17 protein-coding genes and 1 tRNA gene are annotated in these 22,327 nt (G+C 46.9%); 10 read left to right on the forward strand and 8 right to left on the reverse strand.

Going from position 1 to position 22,327, the window contains the following annotated elements:
* Positions 1 to 25: 25 nt before the first annotated feature.
* Positions 26 to 1,252: an OmpP1/FadL family transporter gene (locus tag V202x_RS03470; protein ID WP_197993203.1), complete on the reverse strand. Its 1,227-nt coding sequence runs from the start codon at positions 1,250 to 1,252 to the stop codon at positions 26 to 28.
* Positions 1,253 to 1,623: 371 nt separating this feature from the next.
* Between V202x_RS03470 and V202x_RS03475 the strand changes: the two genes are divergently transcribed.
* The 7 genes from V202x_RS03475 (at position 1,624) to V202x_RS03505 (ending at position 9,332) form a co-directional block, all read left to right on the forward strand.
* Entirely contained in the window at positions 1,624 to 3,072 is a 1,449-nt protein-coding gene (locus V202x_RS03475) for a sulfatase (protein ID WP_145171238.1), read from the forward strand.
* 305 nt (positions 3,073 to 3,377) lie between these two features.
* Positions 3,378 to 3,451, forward strand: a tRNA-Arg gene (locus tag V202x_RS03480).
* Positions 3,452 to 4,047: 596 nt separating this feature from the next.
* Positions 4,048 to 4,791, forward strand: a complete 744-nt coding sequence (locus tag V202x_RS03485; protein ID WP_145171240.1) for a type 1 glutamine amidotransferase — start codon at positions 4,048 to 4,050, stop codon at positions 4,789 to 4,791.
* 30 nt (positions 4,792 to 4,821) lie between these two features.
* A complete protein-coding gene (locus tag V202x_RS03490) occupies positions 4,822 to 6,171 on the forward strand; it encodes a glycosyltransferase family 4 protein (protein WP_145171242.1) in 1,350 nt (449 codons plus the stop codon).
* Between the two features lie 136 nt (positions 6,172 to 6,307).
* The gene (locus V202x_RS03495) at positions 6,308 to 7,516 is read left to right on the forward strand and encodes a 2,3-bisphosphoglycerate-independent phosphoglycerate mutase (RefSeq protein ID WP_145171244.1); all 1,209 of its coding nucleotides are present in this window, start codon (positions 6,308 to 6,310) and stop codon (positions 7,514 to 7,516) included.
* A 278-nt stretch (positions 7,517 to 7,794) separates the two neighbouring features.
* The gene (locus V202x_RS03500; RefSeq protein WP_145171246.1) at positions 7,795 to 8,451 is read left to right on the forward strand and encodes a MotA/TolQ/ExbB proton channel family protein; all 657 of its coding nucleotides are present in this window, start codon (positions 7,795 to 7,797) and stop codon (positions 8,449 to 8,451) included.
* Entirely contained in the window at positions 8,448 to 9,332 is an 885-nt protein-coding gene (locus tag V202x_RS03505; RefSeq protein WP_145171249.1) for a hypothetical protein, read from the forward strand. Before V202x_RS03500 ends, V202x_RS03505 begins: the two co-directional genes overlap by 4 nt.
* A gap of 31 nt (positions 9,333 to 9,363) precedes the next feature.
* On the opposite strand, the gene V202x_RS03510 is transcribed toward V202x_RS03505, so the two are convergent.
* Both V202x_RS03510 and tdh read right to left on the reverse strand, forming a co-directional pair.
* Entirely contained in the window at positions 9,364 to 10,548 is a 1,185-nt protein-coding gene (locus V202x_RS03510; protein ID WP_145171251.1) for a glycine C-acetyltransferase, read from the reverse strand.
* A gap of 45 nt (positions 10,549 to 10,593) precedes the next feature.
* Positions 10,594 to 11,625: an L-threonine 3-dehydrogenase gene (gene tdh, locus V202x_RS03515; RefSeq protein ID WP_145180343.1), complete on the reverse strand. Its 1,032-nt coding sequence runs from the start codon at positions 11,623 to 11,625 to the stop codon at positions 10,594 to 10,596.
* A gap of 132 nt (positions 11,626 to 11,757) precedes the next feature.
* On the opposite strand from tdh, the gene V202x_RS03520 reads away from it, so the two are divergent.
* Positions 11,758 to 12,375 carry a helix-turn-helix domain-containing protein gene (locus V202x_RS03520; protein ID WP_145171253.1) on the forward strand — a complete coding sequence of 206 codons (618 nt, stop codon included), beginning with the start codon at positions 11,758 to 11,760 and terminating at the stop codon, positions 12,373 to 12,375.
* 14 nt (positions 12,376 to 12,389) lie between these two features.
* Here V202x_RS03520 and V202x_RS03525 read toward each other — a convergent pair whose 3' ends face one another.
* The 4 genes from V202x_RS03525 to V202x_RS03535 all read right to left on the reverse strand — a co-directional run bounded on the left by V202x_RS03525 (position 12,390) and on the right by V202x_RS03535 (position 17,104).
* On the reverse strand, positions 12,390 to 13,430 hold the full coding sequence (locus V202x_RS03525; RefSeq protein WP_197993205.1) for a bile acid:sodium symporter family protein: 1,041 nt from the start codon (positions 13,428 to 13,430) through the stop codon (positions 12,390 to 12,392).
* A 37-nt stretch (positions 13,431 to 13,467) separates the two neighbouring features.
* Entirely contained in the window at positions 13,468 to 15,150 is a 1,683-nt protein-coding gene (locus V202x_RS27345; protein WP_197993206.1) for a hypothetical protein, read from the reverse strand.
* 167 nt (positions 15,151 to 15,317) lie between these two features.
* A complete protein-coding gene (gene kdsA, locus V202x_RS03530; RefSeq protein ID WP_145171257.1) occupies positions 15,318 to 16,151 on the reverse strand; it encodes a 3-deoxy-8-phosphooctulonate synthase in 834 nt (277 codons plus the stop codon).
* A gap of 50 nt (positions 16,152 to 16,201) precedes the next feature.
* Entirely contained in the window at positions 16,202 to 17,104 is a 903-nt protein-coding gene (locus tag V202x_RS03535) for a diacylglycerol/lipid kinase family protein (protein ID WP_145171259.1), read from the reverse strand.
* Positions 17,105 to 17,502: 398 nt separating this feature from the next.
* Here V202x_RS03535 and V202x_RS03540 point away from each other — a divergent pair, with 398 nt between their 5' ends.
* A complete protein-coding gene (locus V202x_RS03540) occupies positions 17,503 to 19,227 on the forward strand; it encodes a response regulator (protein WP_145171261.1) in 1,725 nt (574 codons plus the stop codon).
* Between the two features lie 79 nt (positions 19,228 to 19,306).
* Here the strand turns inward: V202x_RS03540 and V202x_RS03545 are convergent, their stop codons facing one another.
* Positions 19,307 to 20,554, reverse strand: a complete 1,248-nt coding sequence (locus V202x_RS03545) for a neutral/alkaline non-lysosomal ceramidase N-terminal domain-containing protein (RefSeq protein ID WP_145171263.1) — start codon at positions 20,552 to 20,554, stop codon at positions 19,307 to 19,309.
* A gap of 288 nt (positions 20,555 to 20,842) precedes the next feature.
* Here V202x_RS03545 and V202x_RS03550 point away from each other — a divergent pair, with 288 nt between their 5' ends.
* Positions 20,843 to 22,294 (forward strand): hypothetical protein, encoded by a 1,452-nt coding sequence (locus V202x_RS03550; RefSeq protein ID WP_145171265.1) that lies wholly within the window; start codon positions 20,843 to 20,845, stop codon positions 22,292 to 22,294.
* The last annotated feature ends 33 nt before the right edge of the window (positions 22,295 to 22,327 follow it).

The following is a 22,327-nucleotide window of genomic DNA, read 5'->3' on the forward strand; positions in this document are numbered from 1 at the left end:
TAAAAAAGGTGTCAGGCAGCCGTTTTCAACTGTTGCTACCAAAACGCCACGTTAGCCCGGCCCCGATCCAATAACTCGAAATTGAGGTCGCTGTCGAGGCGCCAAGCTGTTCCGAGTCGCGAAACATTCCGCCTGCCATGATATCAAAGTCGACCCCAGGCACGACATCGCTAATGCCGATTCCTACTGCCAGACGGTGCTGACTGGTGTTCGCTACCAAGGCCTGGTTGTAACGCACAAAAGGGACGTCGCCCGGTAGTTCGAACCCCCCGACCACGACGTCGGGTGTAGGATCGAGCGGGTTTTCGGCCCACGCGTATCCGGCCCGCAGACGGTATCGGCCTGTCGAATATTGGGCGCCGAGTTGAATTACCCACTGATCGTCATAGAAGCCACGGTACATTTCGGCTTCATCCCACACCTTGAGAAGCACGTCGACTGCCAACAACAGCCGGCCGCCGGCGAATGAACGATTGGCTAAACCAAATCCGATGTTTTGGGGCATTTCCATGTCCAGGTCATGTCCGCCGTCGAATGGCGGAGGTAGGCTATCTATGACGATGATGTTATTGAACTTGAACGCTTGCTCGGTCTGGTAATAAGCGCCAAGAGTAGTCTGTTCTGTTAATTTGTAGTTGGCGCCCACCGTTCCGCGCAATCCATAAGCGATCGACATGGCACCGAAAAAAGGTGGATCGAACATGGCGACACCCAAGGACATGCCGGCGCCTACGGATACGCGATCGGTCAGATCGACGCCCACGGTGACGGGCAAGTTGACAATTACGGCGGATGTGTCTGTGCCTTTACTTTGGTCGACGTGCCTAAAATCAAAATTACCCCCAGTGGTCGAAACGAAACCGAGCCCGAAAGTAGCGGGCCGCTCCATTAAAGTGAATTCCTGAGTGACACCAATATTTCCTGCCAGCATTCCCACTCCAGAAGACTTCGCTGAAAACGGATCAACCAGTCCCGGGATTTGCTTAGACTGAGTCAAATGAAACGTTGGTTCGGCCCAGGCCACACCAAAGAGAAATTGTGTGTCTTGAAACTGGGTCAACGAGGCGGGATTACCATTGATCGCGGAAGTGAGGTCCTGCGGCTCGGCGATACTGGTACCAGCCATCCCTCCCGAAGCGGGCATCAACGTGTTGTTAGCCTCATCACCAAACAGTTGCGCCTGCGCTTCTTGAATGTCGGCCACAGAACAGAACGCCAACAAAGCGATCAGAGATATGAGCTTATGTCTCATCTGAAAACTCTTTCTCACGGCGAATTTTTCCATGGTAAAATGCAAGGCTTAGGATGAAAATGAGGATGCCAGTGTCCTTATGGATTATATCGGTTATGAGGACTATTCTGGTAAAGCCAGGTGTTCAATTCATTAAACTTGACTTATTATTCCTATTTTAACACCTGTGAAAGCGAGGTTCTTGCTAACAGAAGTGGTTTCCCTATTTCCCAGGGAAGTTTTTACCCCTTTTCTCAAAAGGAGGACCACGACCATGTTGACGAGGCGTTCCGAGGTTGTTTGTTTAAGGGAGCAGGAATCGATTTTTATGTCCCTGAACCTCTTTCTAGTTCGCAAACGACTGAGCGTTCTGCTCTACGAATCAATTTGATATGACTATGCACCGAATTATTTATGTGATCTGTATTCTGGCAATATTTATTACCACGTTCATCAATGTTGATGCTTACGCGGATGATCGTCCTAATGTTGTATGGATCATTGCAGATGATCTTAGCCCCGACCTCGGATGCTACGGCTATAAAGGAGTCAGCACTCCGAATCTCGACCGGCTTGCCCAACAGGGAGTCCGTTATACGAGTGCATTTTCAACAGCACCTGTTTGCTCATCATCGCGTTCGGCATTCATTACCGGTGCTTACCAGACAACCACGGGAACTCATCAACATCGAACTTTAAACAAAAAGGCATTGCCCCTACCAGTTGAGCCAATCACGGAGTTATTGCGTCGCGCGGGTTATTTTGTGTGCAACAGCAACTCGACGATGAAGCGGGCGGGAAAACGCGATTATAATTTCAAATTCGCTGGCAAGATGTACGATGCCGCTGATTGGTCCAAACGAAAGCAGGGACAACCCTTTTTTGCCCAAGTACAGATTCACGAACCGCATCGCGACTTCGTGCGGGCGAAAGACCCAGACCGCGCCGCGAAAGTTCAAATTCCATCTTATTATCCCGAGCATCCCGTAATTCGTGTTGATTGGGCGAATTATCTGGAGACGATTGAGGTTCTCGATCACAAAGTAGGAAATGTGCTAAAGCGGCTCGAAGAGGAAGATCTGATGGATAACACGGTCGTTTTCTTTTTTGGTGACCATGGTCGACCACACTATCGCGATAAACAGTGGCTTTATGATGGTGGCATTCGGGTGCCACTCATCATTCGACGGCCTCAAAAAATTTCGGCTGGCGAGGTTTGTGATGAACTGGTCAGCCTGATCGATGTCAGCGCGGCGACTCTTGGCCTGGCGAATATAGCAATTCCAGCGTGGATGCATGGTCGAGACATGCTTGCGGAGAACTTTAGAGGAAGAGAAATGGTCTTTGCCGCACGTGATCGCTGTGGTAGTACACTGGATCGTGTTCGCTGTGTTCGGACGAAACATTTCAAGTATATTCGGAACTATCATCCTGATCGTCCCTACTCACAACACAGTGGATACAAAACGCTTCAGTATCCGGGAGTCACTGTCGCAAGAGTATTACACCTTCACAATGAACTTACCGGAGCGCCTGCTATTTTCTGGACTGAAAAGCGACCTGCCGAAGAACTCTATCATCTTACGACTGATTCCGAAGAGTTGAGTAACCTCGCTCATGATTCTGCCTACACACAGACATTACAAAAAATGAGTAGCGAACTCGATCAGTGGGTTCAACGTACCGACGATAAAGGTCGTATCTCTGAAAGGGACGAATCAGCGGCCGTCAATTCCAGTAACCGTTGGTATCAGGGCAGAATGAAAAAGCGTGGTTTCACGTCTGAGGCTGATCCTGAGATTTACATCAAGTGGTGGAAGAATGAGCTCGGTATTGAGTAGCTTGATACTGCGAACTTTTTTTGAATATCGGTAGTCCTTACAATATCGCAACCGAACCGTAGTCTTTTCGCAAAGCTGATACGTTAGTGCACTTTCTGAATGAAAAGCGAACTAAACCGCTTCAGATTCCCTCTGTTTTATCAGAGGGAAACAACAAAAGTACTCTCGAAACTTTACCGTACACTGTCGATTTGGTATGTTGCTTCTCTTCAGCAGATTGATCTGAGAGAAGGTAACGTACTTGTGTTCTCGAGCAATCCAGTCGTAGAGACTGCAAATCATTATTATAAATGAATTTAGGTTGAGCACCCCTAGCTCAATTGGATAGAGCATCGGTTTACGAAACCGAAGGTTGCAGGTTCGAACCCTGCGGGGTGTACTTCTTATCGTCTTGTGAGAGGCGCTCGTTTACAATGGAATAGCCTTTATCCTAATGGTAAAGGCTTTTTTATTTCTCCCGTCAATAAGATTCCTGCTTTCAAATTTGCGGCGTCATAGACATTGTAGTTGAGGGCGGGAATGGCTTTGTGACGCGCATAAAAAAACGCCAGTCAAGACGAGTTGACTGGCGCGAATAATCATACATCAGAGAGGTTAGTAAAAAGGAAGTAAATAATCCTCTAGGGAGATGATGTATGAGATAAAAACACTCTTATGGTGACCCATCATGTTTCTTATCGACGAAATTGTCAAGCCAAATATAAACAGGAAATTAATTCTTCATAAAATTTCTGTTTGAATGCATGTCCATTCCAGATTGTATGGATAGTGGACTGTTTCCCACGGAGATAGACTACATATTCTTTGAGTCATGATTACAATTGTCTGTATCGAAATGTAACATAAATGATTCATTATGTTTCAATTTGAAAGAGGAACCGCGACAGCGGCGGGTTTCTCGCATACTATTAGCTCGCCAGGACCGTAATAGGTCGTTTTTCATTAATACACAGATAAGGAAATTGACGGCTGCCGATGTCTGAACAACTGCGTTATTTATTGCTACAAGTTCGTAATTCTGACGATCCCATGCGAGAACAGGAAGTCTCCTGTTTTGCCAAGGCATTGGATGCACAGGTCGGCCAGATTTCTGTATTTGATCTTCTGGGGGGACCTCTTCAGGAAATCGATTTAGAGCGTACTGATATCGTTCTGATTGGCGGCAGTGGTCATTATTCTGCTGCGGGAGAAGGACGCTGGTTGGAAGTGGCTCTGGAAAGTCTGCGAGTCGTACATGACACCCGTAAGCCGACATTTGCTTCCTGCTGGGGATTCCAGGCTATGGCACGTGCCATGGGTGGGCAGGTCGTTCATGATCTCAACCGAGCAGAGCTGGGTGTTCATCATGTTACTCTGACTGAGCATGGTAAAGCCGATCCGATTTTTGGTCCCGTGGGTTCCGTGCTGCAGGGGCTGATGGGCCATGAAGATACCGTTGTAGAGTTGCCACCGGGAACAGAATTGCTGGCTTCGACAGAACGGGTTGAGAATCAGGCATATCGATTTACAGATCGTCCGATTTATTGCACGCAATTTCATCCGGAATTAGATCAGAAATCGTTTTTGAATCGGCTGCGCGTCTATCCTGAATATGTTGAAAAAATTGCGGGGCTCTCAATGGAAGAGTTTCGGCATTCAATTCATGATACACCAGAGACCATGGCCTTATTAAAACGTTTTGTTCAACAAATTGCGCCGATCCACTTAGAACAAAAATAATCCAACTGCTTACTGCATTCAGGCAAACGTATGTCAGAACAGCCTCAAAACAAGTTGCATGTTGCCATCATCACCTCAGGGGGCGCGGGGATGTTTTGTGGCGCTTGCATGCATGACAATACCTGGACCAAATCGATGATCAATCAGGGGGCCGAAGCCACTCTGATTCCCACCTACACTCCGATTCGCGTCGACGAACAGAATATGAGTAGCTCGCAGGTATTTCTGGGCGGAATTAATGTCTATCTCAACTATCGTTCTCGATTCTGGCAGCGTTTACCACAAATTTTCAAGCATTGGTTGAATACGCCCTGGATCATTAATCTCGCGACACGATTTGGTGTCAGCAATGATGCCCATGAACTGGGGGCTCTGACGGTGACCTTACTCGAAGGAGAACAGGGTCCAGAGCTGATGGAAATCGAAGAATTAGCTCGGTTTGTGGGAGAAGAACTGAAACCGGATGTCGTTTGTCTGAGTAACGCGCTGTTGTCTGGTACGATTAAAAAAATCAAAGAGTATTTTTCTGGTCCCCTGTTTTGTATTTTGCAGGGAGATGATGTTTTTTTAGAAGAACTTGGGGAACCATATCGATCACGCTCACTGGAATTAATTCGCCATAACATACAACAAATTGATGGCATGTTGGTACACAGTGATTATTACCGGGATTTCATCTCTGAGTATTTCAGTTTGCCCGTTGATCAGATTCACAAAGTGCTGTTGGGAATTAATTTGGAAGGTCATGACGGCAAACCAGGTGAAAATGGGAATGAGCCCTTCACGATTGGTTTTTTTGCCAGGCTTTGCAAAGAAAAAGGTCTGCACAATGTCGTGCGTGCGTTCGAGATCTTCCATCAGTCTCATCCGGAGAGCCAATTGCATGTGGGAGGGTTTTTAGGAAAAGAAAGCGAAGACTATTTTCACGAAACGACCAAGACTCTTCAGACGTTCGGCGATTCCTACAAATACTGGGGAAGCCCTGATTCACTTGAAGAAAAAATCGCTTTTTATAAACGCTTGTCGGTGCTCTCTGTACCGACGGATTACCATGAGCCTAAAGGGTTGTTTATATTGGAGGCAATGGCCAATGGTGTGCCTGTCGTACAACCGGCGCATGGGGCGTTTCCGGAGCTCATCGAAAAGACAGAGGGGGGAATGCTGGTTCCCCCTGGAGATCCCGAAGCGTTGGCAGCGGCCTGGGAAAAACTTTATGAAGACAAAGCCTATTATAAGCAACTGGCACAACAGGGTTATGAACGTGTGCGTCAGTTCTATAGCAGTGAATTGATGGCTGAGGAAAGTTTAGAATTCTTTCAAAAGGCCGTTGAGACCTCACGTTTGAGGCAGAATGAGCCTCAATTGACATCCGATACTTGAATGAGGCATCGTGCTGCTTAACAATCGGGCTGGTTTGAGGTATTGTGTACCTCTATTGATTCGAGACTGACTGAATGTAGAGTTCTATCTCGGCCCCTCTCTTTCCAATGTTAATTATTAAGGTAAAACAATTTCGATGCCAGACCTGCACTCGTTAATGAAAAAACTGCAAAAGAAGAATGATTCCAAGATCGTCCTATTGGTTTCTGATGGCCTGGGTGGACTCCCTTTAGAGCCGGGTGGGAAAACTGAGTTGGAAACCGCCAACACTCCGAATCTCGATGCACTGGCCAAAAAAGGAACCTTAGGCCGCAGTATTCCCGTGCTACCAGGAATCACTCCCGGAAGTGGCCCCGGCCATCTCGGGCTCTTTGGTTATGATCCATTGGAATTTAATATTGGTCGCGGTGTACTGGAGGCGTTAGGGATTGATTTTGAATTGGGACCCGATGACGTCGCCATCCGGGGTAACTACTGTACCATCGATGATGACGGAAATATTTCCGACCGTCGTGCGGGACGTATTGCCAGCGAGATTGGCGCCGAGTTGTGTCAAAAACTTGACAAGATCGAAATTCCCGGTGTGGAAGTGTTTGTGCGTCACGTGAAAGAATATCGTCTGGTGATCGTGATTCGTGGCAAAGGGCTCAGCGGAAACATCAATGATACCGACCCACAGAAAACCGGAGTGCCTCCCTTAGAGCCCGTAGGCGCTGATGCAGCCTCTCAAAAGACCGCCGAGATCTGTAAAGAGTTTATGAAACAGGCAGCCGTCATTTTGAAGGACGATCAGCCTGCCAATTTATTAACTATGCGAGGCATCGCAAAGCTACCGGAGATCCCGACGTTTGAAGAAGTCTATGGCACCAGAGCCGCTGCGATTGCCGTTTATCCCATGTATCGTGGATTAGCCCGACTGGTCAGTATGGATGTGCAAGATGCCGGACAGACGCTGGAATCTCAAATGGATTGTCTGGAAAAAGTGTGGGATGATCACGACTTCTTTTTTGTGCATTACAAATACACCGATTCCACAGGGGAAGATGGTAACTTTGATGCCAAAGTTGCCAAGACGGAACATGTCGACACGTGCATTCCCCGGATCACTGCTTTAAATCCGGATGTATTGATTGTGACCGGCGACCATAGCACTCCTGCGAAAATGAAATCGCATAGCTGGCATCCGGTTCCTGTTTTACTCTCAGCTGAAAATGCCCGATTTGATGCCTGCCAGAGTTTTGGCGAAGCGGAATGCATTCAGGGAGGCTTGGGGCAATTTGAAGCCAAGTATCTGATGTCAATGGCGATGGCTCACGCCGGTCGTTTAGAAAAATATGGTGCCTGATTATTGATGAAATCAGTGTCATGTGAATGAAGGATGCAGCCCTTTTTCAAAGGCTTGCATCCTTTTTTGTTCAATTCAATGCGATGGCTCATGTGTCACAGCTACGTTTCTTGTGAAGAGTAACATACGTCTTGAAACAGATTATTTTGATCGACTTGTGTGAAAGGGCCGTTATGAGTACCGGAAGCGTTTCGTCTTGTGTTATCTGAGATTGTGTTTAAGATCTAAACCAATTCGAATTCTTGAGCAAGCATTTTAAGTGAATCTGGAAGCAATCGATGTCGCAATACTTAAGTCAGCTATCAGGCTTGTCCACATTTCTAATCACGGTCACGTTTGGAGCGCATGTCTTCTTTTTCTTTGTGCTCTGGCTTTGGTCGCGCCGGGATTTGCGGGGAATTGCGTCTTCTCTGGATGATTTTACACGTGGATTAAAACATCGGAGTGTGTTGGATTCCACGGGCCACCTCTCGGATCAGATCGAAGCGTTTCTGGCGGATGTGAATGAAACCATCGATTCCAAGGCCAATCCTGCTGATCGGGAGGTACTCTCACAGCGGGTACACATTCTTGACGAAAAACGACGTTACTTGAACTCACATTTTTTCGAAACCAGTTACAACATCTGTCGTACAATGATCGAAGCCTATCCCCTGGCAGGAGTGTTGGGAACCATACTGGCGATGGGAGCCGCCCTGCAGTTAAATACCGGCTCTGAAACTTCCAGTGCCATTAATTCGATTGTCAGTCATTTTGGCGATGCGATCTGGTCTACGTTTGCCGGCCTTGCTGCGGCCATTCTCTTGATGTTCCTCAATAGTATCCTGGAAACCTCGTTCTTGAATCTGGTTGAGAATCGTCAGCATGTCCGAGATACGGTGGTGCGGGCCAAGCGTGAGCTTGCTTTTGCGAACGGAGGTTCGACAGAGCAATGATTTCTCGGCGTCGTTTGACATTCCAATTAACTCCCCTGCTCGACTTGTTGTTGATTGTAATCTTTGCGCAGTTCATGGATACACAGGAAACAACGGCACGGATTGAACAACGTGCCGCGACAGAGGTTCAACAGGCAGAGCAAAAGGCCAAGAAATATTCTGAAGACAGCGAGTCGGCACATCAGCGAATTAAAAAATTATCCGAGCTCAATGCACAGGCTATGCGTGAGACTGCCAGAGCTCAAGAACAGTCGCTTAAGACGTTGAAGCTCTCCCGTACCTCACAGCAAATTCTAAAAAAAGAAAACCGAGAGTTGTCTGAGCAACTCAAAGGAGTCCAGGAGCAACGTGACAGAGTCGCCGCATTAGCACAACAATTGTTTCAGCTTCCAGATCAAATCCTTGACCCGGTACTCAAATCAAAAGCCGATCCCAATACAGAGAAAACGAAAGCAGAACTCGAGCGAATTAAAAAACAGCTACGAGAGCTGGCAGGTGCCAAGGCGGAAGATATCGTAAAACATTTTCTGACCTATGATGAATTAACCAAACGCAGTGATATCTGGGAACTCTATCTGACGGAGAACGGCATCTTTCGATTGACCATCGGTAAACAAACCACAGACTTTCGTGCTGATTCCATACCGTCTTTTGTCGATCGTTTTTATGCGATTTATAAAACGGTTCCTCAGCCCAAGAGCCTCGTGATTATTCTCTTCTCTTATGGAGACGCAAAGGCTTCGGTTCGCTTTGCAGCGACACAGGGACTTCCCGCCGTCGCCGAACGCATGCGGGCGGATAGTAACGGCAGAACTCGATTTGAATATGCGGTAATTGGTTTTGCCCCTGAAAAGAGAGACACTGCAAACATTAAGAGATAATTCGTTTGCCAATCGTTACGCCGTATTCGATTCAGATCCCCAGTTCCTGCTTGACCTCTTTGAACTTCTCTATGGCGAAATCCAGATCCTCAATCGAATGAGCGGCCGAAATTTGTGTGCGAATTCGGGCTTTTCCCTGAGGAACGACAGGGTAAGAAAAACCGATGACATAGATTCCTTTTTGTAGCAGGGCATCGGCGACTTGCGCAGCCAGTGCCGCATCACCCAGCATAATAGGAACAATGGGATGTTCTCCTTGTAGAACGTCAAAGCCGACTTTTGAAATACCTGAGCGGAAATGCTTCGTATTGGCTTCTAGCTTGTCGCGTAGTTCAGTTGACTCTGAGAGCAGATCAATGGCTTTGATCGATGCCGCGACAATTGACGGTGCCACCGAGTTTGAGAATAAGTAAGGCCGCGAACGTTGTCTGAGCAAGTCGATGACTTCTTTGCGACCACTGGTATAGCCACCACTGGCTCCGCCAAGTGCTTTACCCAATGTACCCGTAATGATGTCGACGCGCTCCATCACATCGTGAAATTCATGAACGCCTTTTCCCTGTTTGCCCATGAAACCGACGGCGTGTGAGTCATCGACCATTACCAGGGCATCGTACTTTTCTGCGAGGTCACAGATGGCGGGTAGATTTGCGATATAACCATCCATGGAAAACACGCCATCGGTGGCGATCATGCGAAAGCGAGCCGATTGGGCTGCTTTGAGTTGTTCTTCCAGATCCTGCATGTCACTATTTTTATATCGGAATCGATGTGCTTTGCATAAACGAACCCCATCGATGATGCTGGCATGATTCAATTCATCTGAAATAATCGCATCTTCGGCAGACAAGATCGTTTCGAACAGACCACCATTGGCATCGAAGCAGGATGTATAGAGAATCGTGTCTTCGGTTCCCAGGAACTGACTCAACTTGTTCTCAAGCGTTTTGTGAATGGATTGAGTTCCACAAATAAAACGGACAGACGATAAGCCATATCCCCACTGGTCCAATCCGGCATGGGCGGCAGCGATCACTTCGGGATGTTCTGCCAGGCCGAGATAATTATTGGCGCACATGTTGAGGACCGGTTCTCCGTCCGCGACACGAATATGCGCATCTTGTGGTGTCGTAATAATACGTTCTGATTTATATAAACCTGCTTCACGAATTGATGCGAGCGTGTTTTCCAATTCCTGTTTCATCGATCCATACATGGGATGAGTCCTGTTCGCTTTGTTGATTCGTTTAGAGCTTGAAGATTAAACGTTTTTCCAATCAAGGATCACTTTCCCCGATTGACCTGAGATCATGACCTCAAATCCGGCTTCATATTCGCTGGCGTCAAAACGGTGAGTGATGACAGGGCTGATCTCAAGGCCACTTTGCAGCATCACCGTCATTTTATACCACGTTTCATACATTTCTCGACCGTAGATCCCTTTAATCGTCAACATGTTGAACACAACCAGATTCCAATCGATGGGCATTTCCTGTTCGGGAATACCCAGCATGGCGATCTTACCGCCGTGACACATGTTGTTAAGCATGTCACGAAATGCTTGAGGATTCCCTGACATTTCCAGACCCACATCGAAGCCTTCCGACATTCCCAGTTGTTTTTGCACATCGGCAATCGGGTGGTTGCGGACGTCTAAAGCGACGGTCGCCCCCATTTTTTGTGCGAGTTCCAATCGATAGGGATTCACATCGGTCACCACCACATGACGCGCACCGGCATGTCTGACAATGGCTGCTGCCATTACACCGATGGGGCCTGCACCGGTGATTAATACATCTTCTCCCAGAACGGGAAACGAAAGCGCCGTATGGACGGCATTGCCAAAGGGATCAAAAATGGAAGCGATATCACGATCAATGGATTCATCGTGATGCCAGATATTTGTCATGGGTAACGAAATATATTCTGCAAACGCACCGGGACGATTCACGCCGACTCCCTCAGTGTGTGCACAAAGATGACGCCGGCCTGCGAAGCAATTACGGCAACGACCACAGACTACATGCCCTTCACCACTCACAATTTCGCCCGGAGCGTAATCCACGACGTTCGAACCGACCTCCATGATTTCGCCAACAAATTCGTGACCGACGACCATGGGCACAGGAATGGTTTTCCGAGCCCATTCATCCCATTTATAGATATGGACGTCAGTGCCACAAATTCCTGTACGATCGACTTTGATCAGAACGTCGTTAATTCCAATCGTGGGAACAGGAACCTCTTCCAGCCAAAGTCCGGGTTTTGATTCCTTTTTGACCAGTGCTTTCATGATTCGATCACTCACTTGAAAATTTTAAGAAATATCGCAACGCAATTTCCTTCATATTGTCTGGTTATCCATTATAATAGAAAATGAAATCCGTTTTGCAAGATAGAATATCCAATATATTAGATTTTTGTGATGACAAAAAATTCAGCGAAGAAAACAGCCGGCACAGCGACTCCCGCGGAAATATCTCCGGATGAGATTAGTGGGCAGCTTTCGCAACGAGTACGCGCTTTGCGAAAAGAACGTGGCTGGTCGTTGGATTCGTTGTCGGCGGCCTGTGGTGTCAGTCGTTCGATGTTAAGCCAAATCGAGCGGGGAGAAGCGAATCCCACGCTGGCCGTGACGGTCCGTATCTCACAGGCGTTCGGAATTGCACTCGGCGATCTGGTGGAAGCACCGATATCGACTTCTTCGATTGAAGTGATTCGCGCCGATGACAGGACGTTCCATTATCGTTCTGATTCCGAGTGCCGGATTCGAACTCTGTCCCCTCTTCATCTGGAGAAGGATGTGGAGTTCTATGAAGTACTGCTCTATACGGGAGGCCAACTGAAAAGTGCGCCCCACTTCAAAGGGACGCGCGAATTTCTCACCGTAGAAAAAGGAAAAATCCAATTGGAATCGGGTGAAGACTCCACATTACTCGGTCCGGGAGATTCCGCCAGTTATCGCGTCGATGTGCCACACACCATCATCAACCGCGGACGTGGGGAAGCGGTCCTGTTTCTGGTGGTGATTTATCAGAATTGAAAGTATTGATACTCTCACTGCTCGCAGGCCGACACAGGCTCTGCTTCCCGTTTTGCTAATTCATCTTCTTCAAGTAAGAGATATTTCTCACGGTGTCGATCCGCCAGAATGGTATCGATGAAGAACTGCGAAGTGTGGAACATCAGCATGGGGAAGACGGCGGACGGAATTCCAGCGTTTCCAAACATGGAAGGATCGGTTGCCAGGAAGACCGCAATGGGCAGAGTCTTCTGGCTGCCGGCAAAGGCACTGGCGATTCGATCGCGCGGATGAAAATGAAGCGTTTTTCCCAATAACATGTTGAGCACAAAACCTGTGATGTGGACCACAATGCAACTGATCCAGACGATGGCGACAGCGGCAAAGGAAATGCCAAGTTCCGAAGTCTGAATGCCAAAACCTGTTTGTACGGCAGCAAGTAGAACCATCAGTAACACAAACACCAACGCAATCGTACCCAGCTTGGATGTAATTTGATCGGCAAACTTTGCGATTCTATGATTGAGCCGGAGTATTTGCCCGATAATGACAGGCAGCATGGCGGCATAAAACAGTTTTGTGATCATCTCAAAACGATCGAATTCAATTTCGCGCGACGTGATTAACAAGATCCAGAACGGAACTGTGATAAAACAGGCACCATTGGTAATCATTGTCACCATTAAGGAAACGCCATCATTACCCCCTGCGCGTCGTGTCCAGACAGAGGCCCCGCATAACGTACAAGGGACACAGGCCATAATGATCAGACCGACTTTGAAGTCTGGCGTTAACTGCAAAGGCATTAAGCCCCAGGCGATTAAAGGGACCAGGATGATGTTCGTGGCCAGTGAAAGGAAAAGTGGACCTGGCTTTTTAATGGAGGTCAGCAAATGCTCGGAATTTAAACTGAGCGACATCAAAAATAAAACAATCGCCGTCAACCAGGAGGGACGAATGAACTGTTTCAGTTCGGAGAGGATCTCTTCTGATCCCTGATGGCCCGTATAAACACCGATGACAATGACCAGTGTGATACAAATTAAAAACCAGCGACGACGTAGGAAGGCGAACATGTTTCGAATTTCAGTTGAAGTTATGCCGATGAAATGTTTATTTCTTTGGCGCTTTTTCTCGAATATCCTTCCAGCGTTCTTTGAAGTATTGGAATGCCGGTTTGATGGCAGCAGGAGGTTTATTTTCAGAGACGGAATAAATGGCACTGGATAACTTCCCTGCCTTGGCATCACTGATTGCCATTAAGTACATGGCAGCTAAGGTGCGGTCTGGCTCGACCCGCGAATAAAGCCGCAGATAATCATTAAACGACTTGGAAGCCGAGCTGTCTTCTCCCTGGAGATACTGTCCCAATGCCAGGAAATAAGCCGCCTGTTGTGCGGCCATCAGGTGCATCAATCGAGTATCTTGTGGCACGATTAAATTGGCAGGAAACCCTTGTTCCAGACGTGTAGTAACGTAACTCTGGATGGCCGCTGGCTGGTCTCCCATTAATTGTGTTGTTCTTGTTTTGAGCAATTTTTTTGTTGGTGGCCCCCATTGGACTTCAAAGCCTTCTGGTTTTTTCACTCGAGCATTGATATCAAAAGGAATAGGAGCGCGGAATGGTAATTTCATCGTACCGATTCGTTTAGCCAGCTCCCCTTCGACTTCCATGCTTTTTCTCATTTGTTCGTCGGGATATTCTGAGACCTTGATTTCTGCTTCTTTCAGGATTCCTTTTCCAATGGTTTGAATATGGGCGATGAAACCGGGGTCTCCTTCAAATTCATCCAGGTTTCGAAACAGTACAAAGGTTTGCTTGCGTGAAAGCGAATCTTCCAATCGTCGCATTCTGGCTGACCATTCACAGCTTTGACCCATAATTAAAACTTGAGCGTTTTTCAGTTCTTCTGCTGAAAAACGATTTTCAGCGTCTTCACCGTAAATGTTTTTCAGGATCTCCGGAGATTTGTAAACGGAAGCGAGCGTCGCCGGGTTTTGAATGAGTATGGAATCAGCGGGTTGTTCTGTAGCAGGTATCGGAAGCCCCAGGATCGGATCAAATAAGTAAATCTCCTCGTCGATAAGAACTCCTACCAGAAGTTTAAAAGGAGCTGGCTTGGCAGGACGAAACAGAACCGCATCAATGCGAAGTTGCCGCATGAGATTAATGTAGACCCAGGCGCGCTGCTCGGCAGATCCTGCTCCTAAAATACAGATTTCATATGGAGACAGCGGCACGACGTTTTTTTCATTTGTGACCAGTGCGATGTTATTGATACAATAATAAAAAGCCGCCGTAGCGCGGTCCTTATCGTTGGTCTTGCCAGCGATCGCCGCGTTGATCATGCCTTTAAAAAGCTGTGAATTGCGGATGAATTTTCCGTCAAGCTTAGTAAAGCGAGTGAGATCCATCTTCGCGAGTTGTGCTTCACTTAAATATTTTTTCAAGAATGGTTTTTGTGAATCTGTCACAACAGGAGGTTTGGAATCGAAGTTACCACACTTCGAAGTCCACTGGTTTAACAGTTCAATTGCAGGTTCCAACGTGGCGCTAATCCCCAAACGATCCGGCTCCAGCATGCTCATCGCGTTATCAATGTAACTGTTGCAATCCGGGTCGTCTGATTCGGAATCCGAATTCTGAGCATTGTCTTCGGAATTCAGATTCTGTGCAGGTGGAGGAGCGGGTTTTTCACAACCGGGAATGGTTATCAACAAACCAATGAAAATAATGCTCAGCAGGAAAACCGAAGGAATTCTAAATTTGTAATGTCGCAGATTGGTCAATGTCATATCAGTCGTTGCTTTGCGGGAATAGACGTCTCTACCGATAATTTGGGTGGAAATGAGTCTTCAATTAATCAGATCCGTCTACGGATAAATACAGAAATAATGAAGGCAGTAACACTCCTTTTCTATACTATAACCGATTTTCAATCAGATGGAATGTCTGAACGTCATCAGATTTCGTTAACCAGTGAGCGGAATTTCTGTAAATTGAGGGCAAAATTAGCAAACTGATCTAATGGTAACATATTGGGTCCATCACTGAGTGCTTGGGAGGGATCAGGATGAGTTTCCGCAAAAATCCCATCACAGCCACAGGCAACGGCTGCTCTTGCGAGAAAGGGAATCATGTCCCGCTGTCCTCCCGTCGATTTTCCACCGGGGGTTTGCACACTGTGAGTGGCATCAAAGATAACGGGGGTTCCCATGTTTTGCATGATGGGGATACAGCGCATGTCATTTACCAGTCGTCCGTATCCAAAAGTAGTTCCCCGTTCGGTGAGCATTAACTGGTCCAGACCGAACGCTTCACATTTCTTGACTGCGTGAATGCAGTCTTCCGGGGCGACAAACTGTGGTTTTTTGATATTCACAACTCCCTGATGTTTCGAAGCAGCTTTGGAAGCTTCTTCCAGTAAATCGGTCTGCCGTGCAAGAAACGCAGGTATCTGAAGAATCCGGCACACTTCTGCCGACGGGGCTGCCTGACCTGGTTCGTGGATATCTGTTGTGACTTCCAGGCCCGTTTCCTGTTTGACTTTTGTCAGGATCTCAAGCCCCGCGTCGAGTCCGGGACCTCGAAAGCTGTCAACACTGGTTCGATTCGCCTTGTCAAAACTGCATTTGAAAATTAAAGGCAAATTTTCCCTGGCGGCAATTTCAGCGAGTTGTTTTGCCGTGGTCAGAACAAGTTCTTCACTCTCAATGACGCACGGACCTGCGATAAAGACAAGAGGCAGATTGGTACCACATTGAATGTTTCCAATGGTGACGGGATTTTGAGACACAGAGAAATCCTTTATGGCTGTATTGAGAGAGCATCGTCAACGAATCTGAATTATTGATCATTTTCAGAGTTTGAGCAAGGGACGATAAAGTGTGCTGCCGCAGGAATCACTTGAATCTCTGCTGGTGTAAAGCCGGAAGCATCGCCGTCGGTTTGAACGGGAACCGGCTGAGCAGACTGGATCCGAATGTAAGATGTCTGTAACTTTTGAATGCCCGGTGAGTCAAGATGAGTACCACGGATAATGCGATACACATATTTGAGCATATTCCAGACCCCTTTTTCCTGTAAGAGAATCACGTCGAGCAGGCCATCATGATCGTTGGCGGCGGGTGCGAAATTCAAATTCAATCCATAAGCGGGAATGTTCACCACAATCGCATGATAGGCGGTCGTTTCGTACTCACCCTCATTGTCTCGCGCTGTGATCTGGAGTTCTTCAAAGGGAAAGGACCAAAGCATTTTCAAAATGGGTTTCAGATAGCTGAGATGGGAGATATTTCCTTTTCGGGACTGAGCCAGTTCCGAGGCAACGGCAGCATCGAAGCCGATGCTTGCCATCAAGACAAATTTTCGGTCATTGAGTTGGCAGAGATCAATATTCCGTGTGGTACCCTGACTAATGATGTCTGCAACAAACTGGCCTGATTTGGGGATGCCAAGATAACGGGCGAGCAAATTTTCTGTTCCCAGAGGGAGAACAGCGATTTTTTGATTGGGATAGCGATTAATCACATCTTGAACGGTCCCATCTCCGCCAGCAGCCACAACACACAGAGGCTGTTCGTCGACTGCCAGTTGATTCAGAATGTCCTGCATACGGTCGCGATTGGAAAAAAGCCGGGGTCGTATGCCGTTCTGTTTGAGATGGTGGATCAATTCCAGTAGCAATGAGGCTCGATTTCCCGTACCAGAAATTGGGTTTCTTTGTATGGCGACCCAAGGTGTAGGCATTTTATGGTATTCTTCTGCGTCAATGAGTGATTGCGTTCAGTGAATTGGCTACTTGTCAGCCAGTCAATTAAGCCTATAAACTTGAGGAAAAGTATTCATTCTGGTTCAGAATTGTGAAAAAATGTAAGATTCCTGTTGTTGGATCTTAATTTTGACTCTCAGAAAGCCGATTTCATAGTTACGATGTGCTTGTAGTTTTCACTCGTCTCTGTTTTTAGCCAAAAAGCATAAAACCCGAACGAGTATTCTAGCATTTACACCTTAAAAGACGTAATAAAAGAATACTACTTAGTTCCAGTTTGATTTTTTTATTCGTTAACTGAAACAACGGGGCTTCGTTTTGGATATTTTTTTAAGTCTAGCAATGTATTTCTTAGTGGACAAAGGCTGATTTTGCAGTGACCAATCCGCAAAAAATTCTCTTCTGTGGGCCAACTGACGACCAGACATCTGCGTTAAGAGAGAAGTTCTCATCAAATGACTATCTGGTGGTGACCCCGGAAAATCTGGCGGAAGGTATTGAAGAGTTCGATCAGGGGAATGTTTCTGCTCTGGTGGTTCCTGCCACTTCGGGAACATTGCCGCTTGCTCTAATCCAATCTGGTAACCTGCTTGAATTTTTACCGCATGCTGTTGCCATACTCGATGCAGACCTGAAGGTTCTCTGGGCCAATCATCAATTGGGTGAGTTGTGTGGTCAGCAGGCCCCACTCATTGGACGTCCCTTTTATGATGCGTTTGGTGCTCCTGAAATATTAGGTCCCGACTTCAGTCCCTTTCACACCGCATTTTCGACAAGAGCTGTCGCCAAGAGTGGCTTACGAGTTGGCGATAAAAGCTATTATGACGTGGAAGTGATGCCTGTGCTGAGCGATGTGGAAGGTGGACAAGAGCCTTCGTATCTGGTGGCCAGCATCCGCGATATCTCCGAAGATGTCCTGCAACGGCAAAAATTGAACGCCATTTATCAGGCAGGTCTGGAATTGGGTGATCTCTCTCCAGAAGAAATCTTCGAGATGACTACTGAAGACCGCGTCGAATTATTAAAAGCCAAAATTCTGCACTATACGCAGGATCTGCTGGAATTTGAAACCGTTGAAATCCGCATTCTGGACAAAGCGACGAATCGCCTGGATGTATTATTAGCCGTGGGTATGGAACAAGTGGCCGCAGATCGGACACTACATGCCGAGCCTGAAGGCAACGGTGTAACCGGTTTTGTCGCAGCCACTGGAAAAAGTTACCTCTGTGAGGACACGGCACATGACCCGCTCTATATGACAGGAGCTCCTGACGCACGTAGTTCATTAACGGTTCCCTTAAACTTGCATGATGAAGTGTTGGGGACGTTCAATGTAGAAAGTCCCCATGCAGGGGCCTTCGATGAAAATGATTTGCATTTTCTGGAGCTGTTCAGTCGCGAAGTCGCGATTGCTTTGAATACGCTCGAGTTGTTGGTGGTCGAAAAATTAACAACGGCCTCTACCAGCACTGAATTAATAATGCGTGGTGTCGTGGATCCCGTAGATGAAATCCTAAACGATACTGCCTGGATTCTGGAGCGTTATATTGGTCATGAGCCGAATGTGTGCGAGCGATTGCAGCGTATCCTCAAAGATACGCGTCATATCAAACAGCTGATTCAGCAGGTGGGAGAAGAAATGGCTCCCCAAACACCCCATCATCATAATGTGCCTACGATGAGACAGGTGAATCCCAAGTTACTTAATAAGCGGATTCTGGTTGTTGACAGTGACGCTTCTGTCAGACGTGCTGCACACGAACTGTTAGGACGCCTGGGGTGTGAAGTGGAAACGGCCCACGATGGCGAAGAAGCATTTCTGATGGTACGCAGCTTTCATTACGATGTGGTGATTGCGGATATTCGTCTTCCTGATATGAACGGATATGAATGCTTCTCTCAAATCCGAGAGATTCATGAGCACTTGCCTGTGATTCTAATGACCGGTTTTGGATATGACCCGACGCATTCGATTGTCAAAGCACGTCAACTTGGTTTGAAATGCGTGCTCTACAAACCGTTTCGGCTTGATCAGTTGATATCCGGTGTGGAGAAAGCGGTGAGTATCTCTGAAGACATGACTCCGGAAGCCTCGAACTGATTTCAACTCATCTTAACAGTTCTACTTCCACTAGCCTGTTTGAACGTTGCTAACGAGATGGCTCAGCTGAAAACGCGTCTCATTTTGCTTTCTGGTTCTTTAACCGTTGATCCAGCTCCAGAACTTTACCGATGATGCGCTCTTCAACGTCTGGTTGGTAGGGACGGCTAGCTTCGTAACCCCCCTCAAGTAGCACCCGCTTACTGGGAATGTAACCTGAATAAACATTCGAGTAACCGGCGACCCAGATGGCTGGCCCTTCAGGTTCAAACAATTCCTGCTTGATACGGAGTGAATAATCAACGACGACTTCGGTACCTAGAGCAACAATCGTCAGATCGTTGCCGAACTGAATCACCTGGACTGGATAATCCCAGGGCTCCCGTTTTTTTTCTGGCAGGTATTCCAGTTGCACGGTCTCATAAGCGACTTTGAGTGGTCCATGCAGGGGATGTTGGTGCCGCAGGGCACGCTGATTGACTTCCAGGGCCGCTTCGACTGCTGTGGCCAGGGAACGTCCATGTTTATGAGCATAATGTAATTCGCTACGTGGATAAGGATTCTGATCTCCGCCACATCCCATCATGAATAAAGCAGTGACACCAGGATGATCTTTTTCGAAATACTCCTGTGCAAATCCCGCATAGTCACCCAGCCACTTGCGAAAACCCATCGTCGTATTGTGGCAGGCATAACCAAACATGACTGCTTTCAACTCCCCTTTCGGGTCGTCCACGCGTAAGACTGGCACCTGATGATCTACCAACCCATTCGGATTGGGGTGATTACGATAACCAGTGGCACTCGGAGTGCGACGATTCATGGCTACAGAGCAGCGTGCAGTCGACCAGCTCAGTTTCGCAGGCTGCAAACCTTCAAGTGCTTGACCGATGGTCTTAACCAGAGTTTGCGCTAACGTATCATAATAAGCTTTCGCATCATCGCGACCATAGGCGGGGCCACAATGAGTATGTGAGGCATTCATCAAAAGTGCCTGCGGAGGCAGGTAAAATTTTTCCTGAACCTGCTTTGTCACATCAGCCCGCAATTGATCGATCACACCGATCAAATCGAGGGTTAAAAAGACCACTCGGTTACCGTCTTGATCTTCAACAGCTAACGCTTTAGCAAACAGATCCTGCTCAGTTCCTTCAGCAGGTTCTTTGCGACCCGCATACCCGGCCATTCGTAGCGGCTTTTCTGGAGTAATCTTGGCAGAAGCCACACCGGCTTTCCATTCTATGTTCTCCGATTGAGCAGATTCTGCAGCGAAGAGGGACAAGGTGGAACCGAAAACAAACAAGAGACAAAATAAGAACCGACTCATGCTGGTAGGCCTTTTTTATTGCAGGTGAGAAACGATGTAATCAGAATCGAGTCTGATCACGGAGAGATTCAAAAGATTTATGGTATCTGCAAACACTACGTTGATCAACAATTATTCCTGAATTTCAGACGTTAAGTTCCAGCAGACCATTTTTATCAGCAGGTGTAAAAGCCGCTTGATCAGCTGAGCGGGTTGAAATGCAAAATTGAAAAGGGGAAAATAGATTGGCTGGCTTTTCAAAGACGTGTTCATAAAATCGGATCCAACGAGTTAAAAAGTAGCAGTCAGATGTCCCAAGATCCATTAGCTCAATTTGACGAACCCTGGTTTCAGGAGAAGAGTTTCCGTTGTCGAGATCTTGATCCCACTATTACTCAAAAACTCTCCCGATTTATTAAACACGGTGGTGGTACATTTTCTGTAAGTGATGATGAAGACAAAATTGATTTTGTCATTGTTGCCGATGGCACGAAATCAGAAAAATCAAATCAGAATAGCGAGGAGCCGGAACATATTGAACTGAGTGATCTGCGTGTGTTAATTCCTGTGTCGGATGAAGTTCTCTCTCAAAAATTAGGCGATAAACAAAACCTGCAAAGAATTCAGAAATTACTGGATTGTCCATTTGGATGGGGAATTACATTTCAGGACACCAAAGTTCCTATAGAGCGATTTTCGGGTAACAAACTCACTTTCAAGAACGTGTGGTTTTATCACAAACACAGCGTTAGTGCATCGATCTCTCACGCAATCTTTGAAGATTGTCATTTCGGAGATCGAGAACTGAATGATCCCAGTCAACTTGGTGGTCTGAATCTTGAAAGAATTCCAGACCAAATCCTTGTTCTGATAAGATGCAGCGGACTCATCCAGGTTCCCGAACATTCGACTCTAGAAGATTGTCAGTTCTTTCGTGTCTGGTCTCAAGGTTCAATTACCATTCGGAACAGTACGATTGAATACTTCGAAGGTTCGCCTTGTCCTATAGAAGGTGGTCCGACTCTGGTCGATACCGAGATCGGCAGCATTGGCCCTTCACACATTCAGATGTCACAGTTCGAACACTGCCGAATCCGTCACATAGAACCACAAAACGATTGCCATCCCGTACGCATTGAAAATAATCTCTTTCAATCGTGTGACTTTCGATCTCAAGTTTTTGGAAATCTACGTCTCGAAAACAATCAGTTTGAATCTTGCGATTTTGAACACACAATCTGGTTCTGTGTCGATATGCAAGAATGTCAATTCACAAATTGTAGTCTGAATAATATTCGCTGGATCGCATGTCGATTTACAGAAAATCAACTGGTAAATACAACGTTACCAGTGAATCCTGAAGTAGGCAAAAAACGGTTTACGAAGGCGACTGCTCTGCAAAAACTAGCTGATACTCTGGCAAAAAAAGAAGAATTTGAAACAAAACTGACTTTGAGTTGTGACTCAGTAGATGTCACAATCACCATTTTTCTACATAAACCGACGAGAGAAGGCTGGGTGGAATACGAGGCTACGATCGGGGCTGAAAGCTATCGTGCCAAGAGGACTGTCAGTCAAAATACTCCGACTTTACGGCAACTATTTTCTGAAGTGGCGGGGCGTGTCAGTGGCGCACCACAACTGGAGTCAATTCAATTAAGAATTGGTGAGAATTCCATTATGAAAGGCGAATCGCTCTCAACAGCCCAGCAAGCCTGGGGAGAGGTGATTACCTTTGCTAATGAAAGTCGGATGACTTAAGCAACTGTTTTTGAATGCCACCATCGGGAATCC

It is taken from the genome of Gimesia aquarii, from assembly GCF_007748175.1.
Classification (GTDB): domain Bacteria; phylum Planctomycetota; class Planctomycetia; order Planctomycetales; family Planctomycetaceae; genus Gimesia; species Gimesia aquarii_A.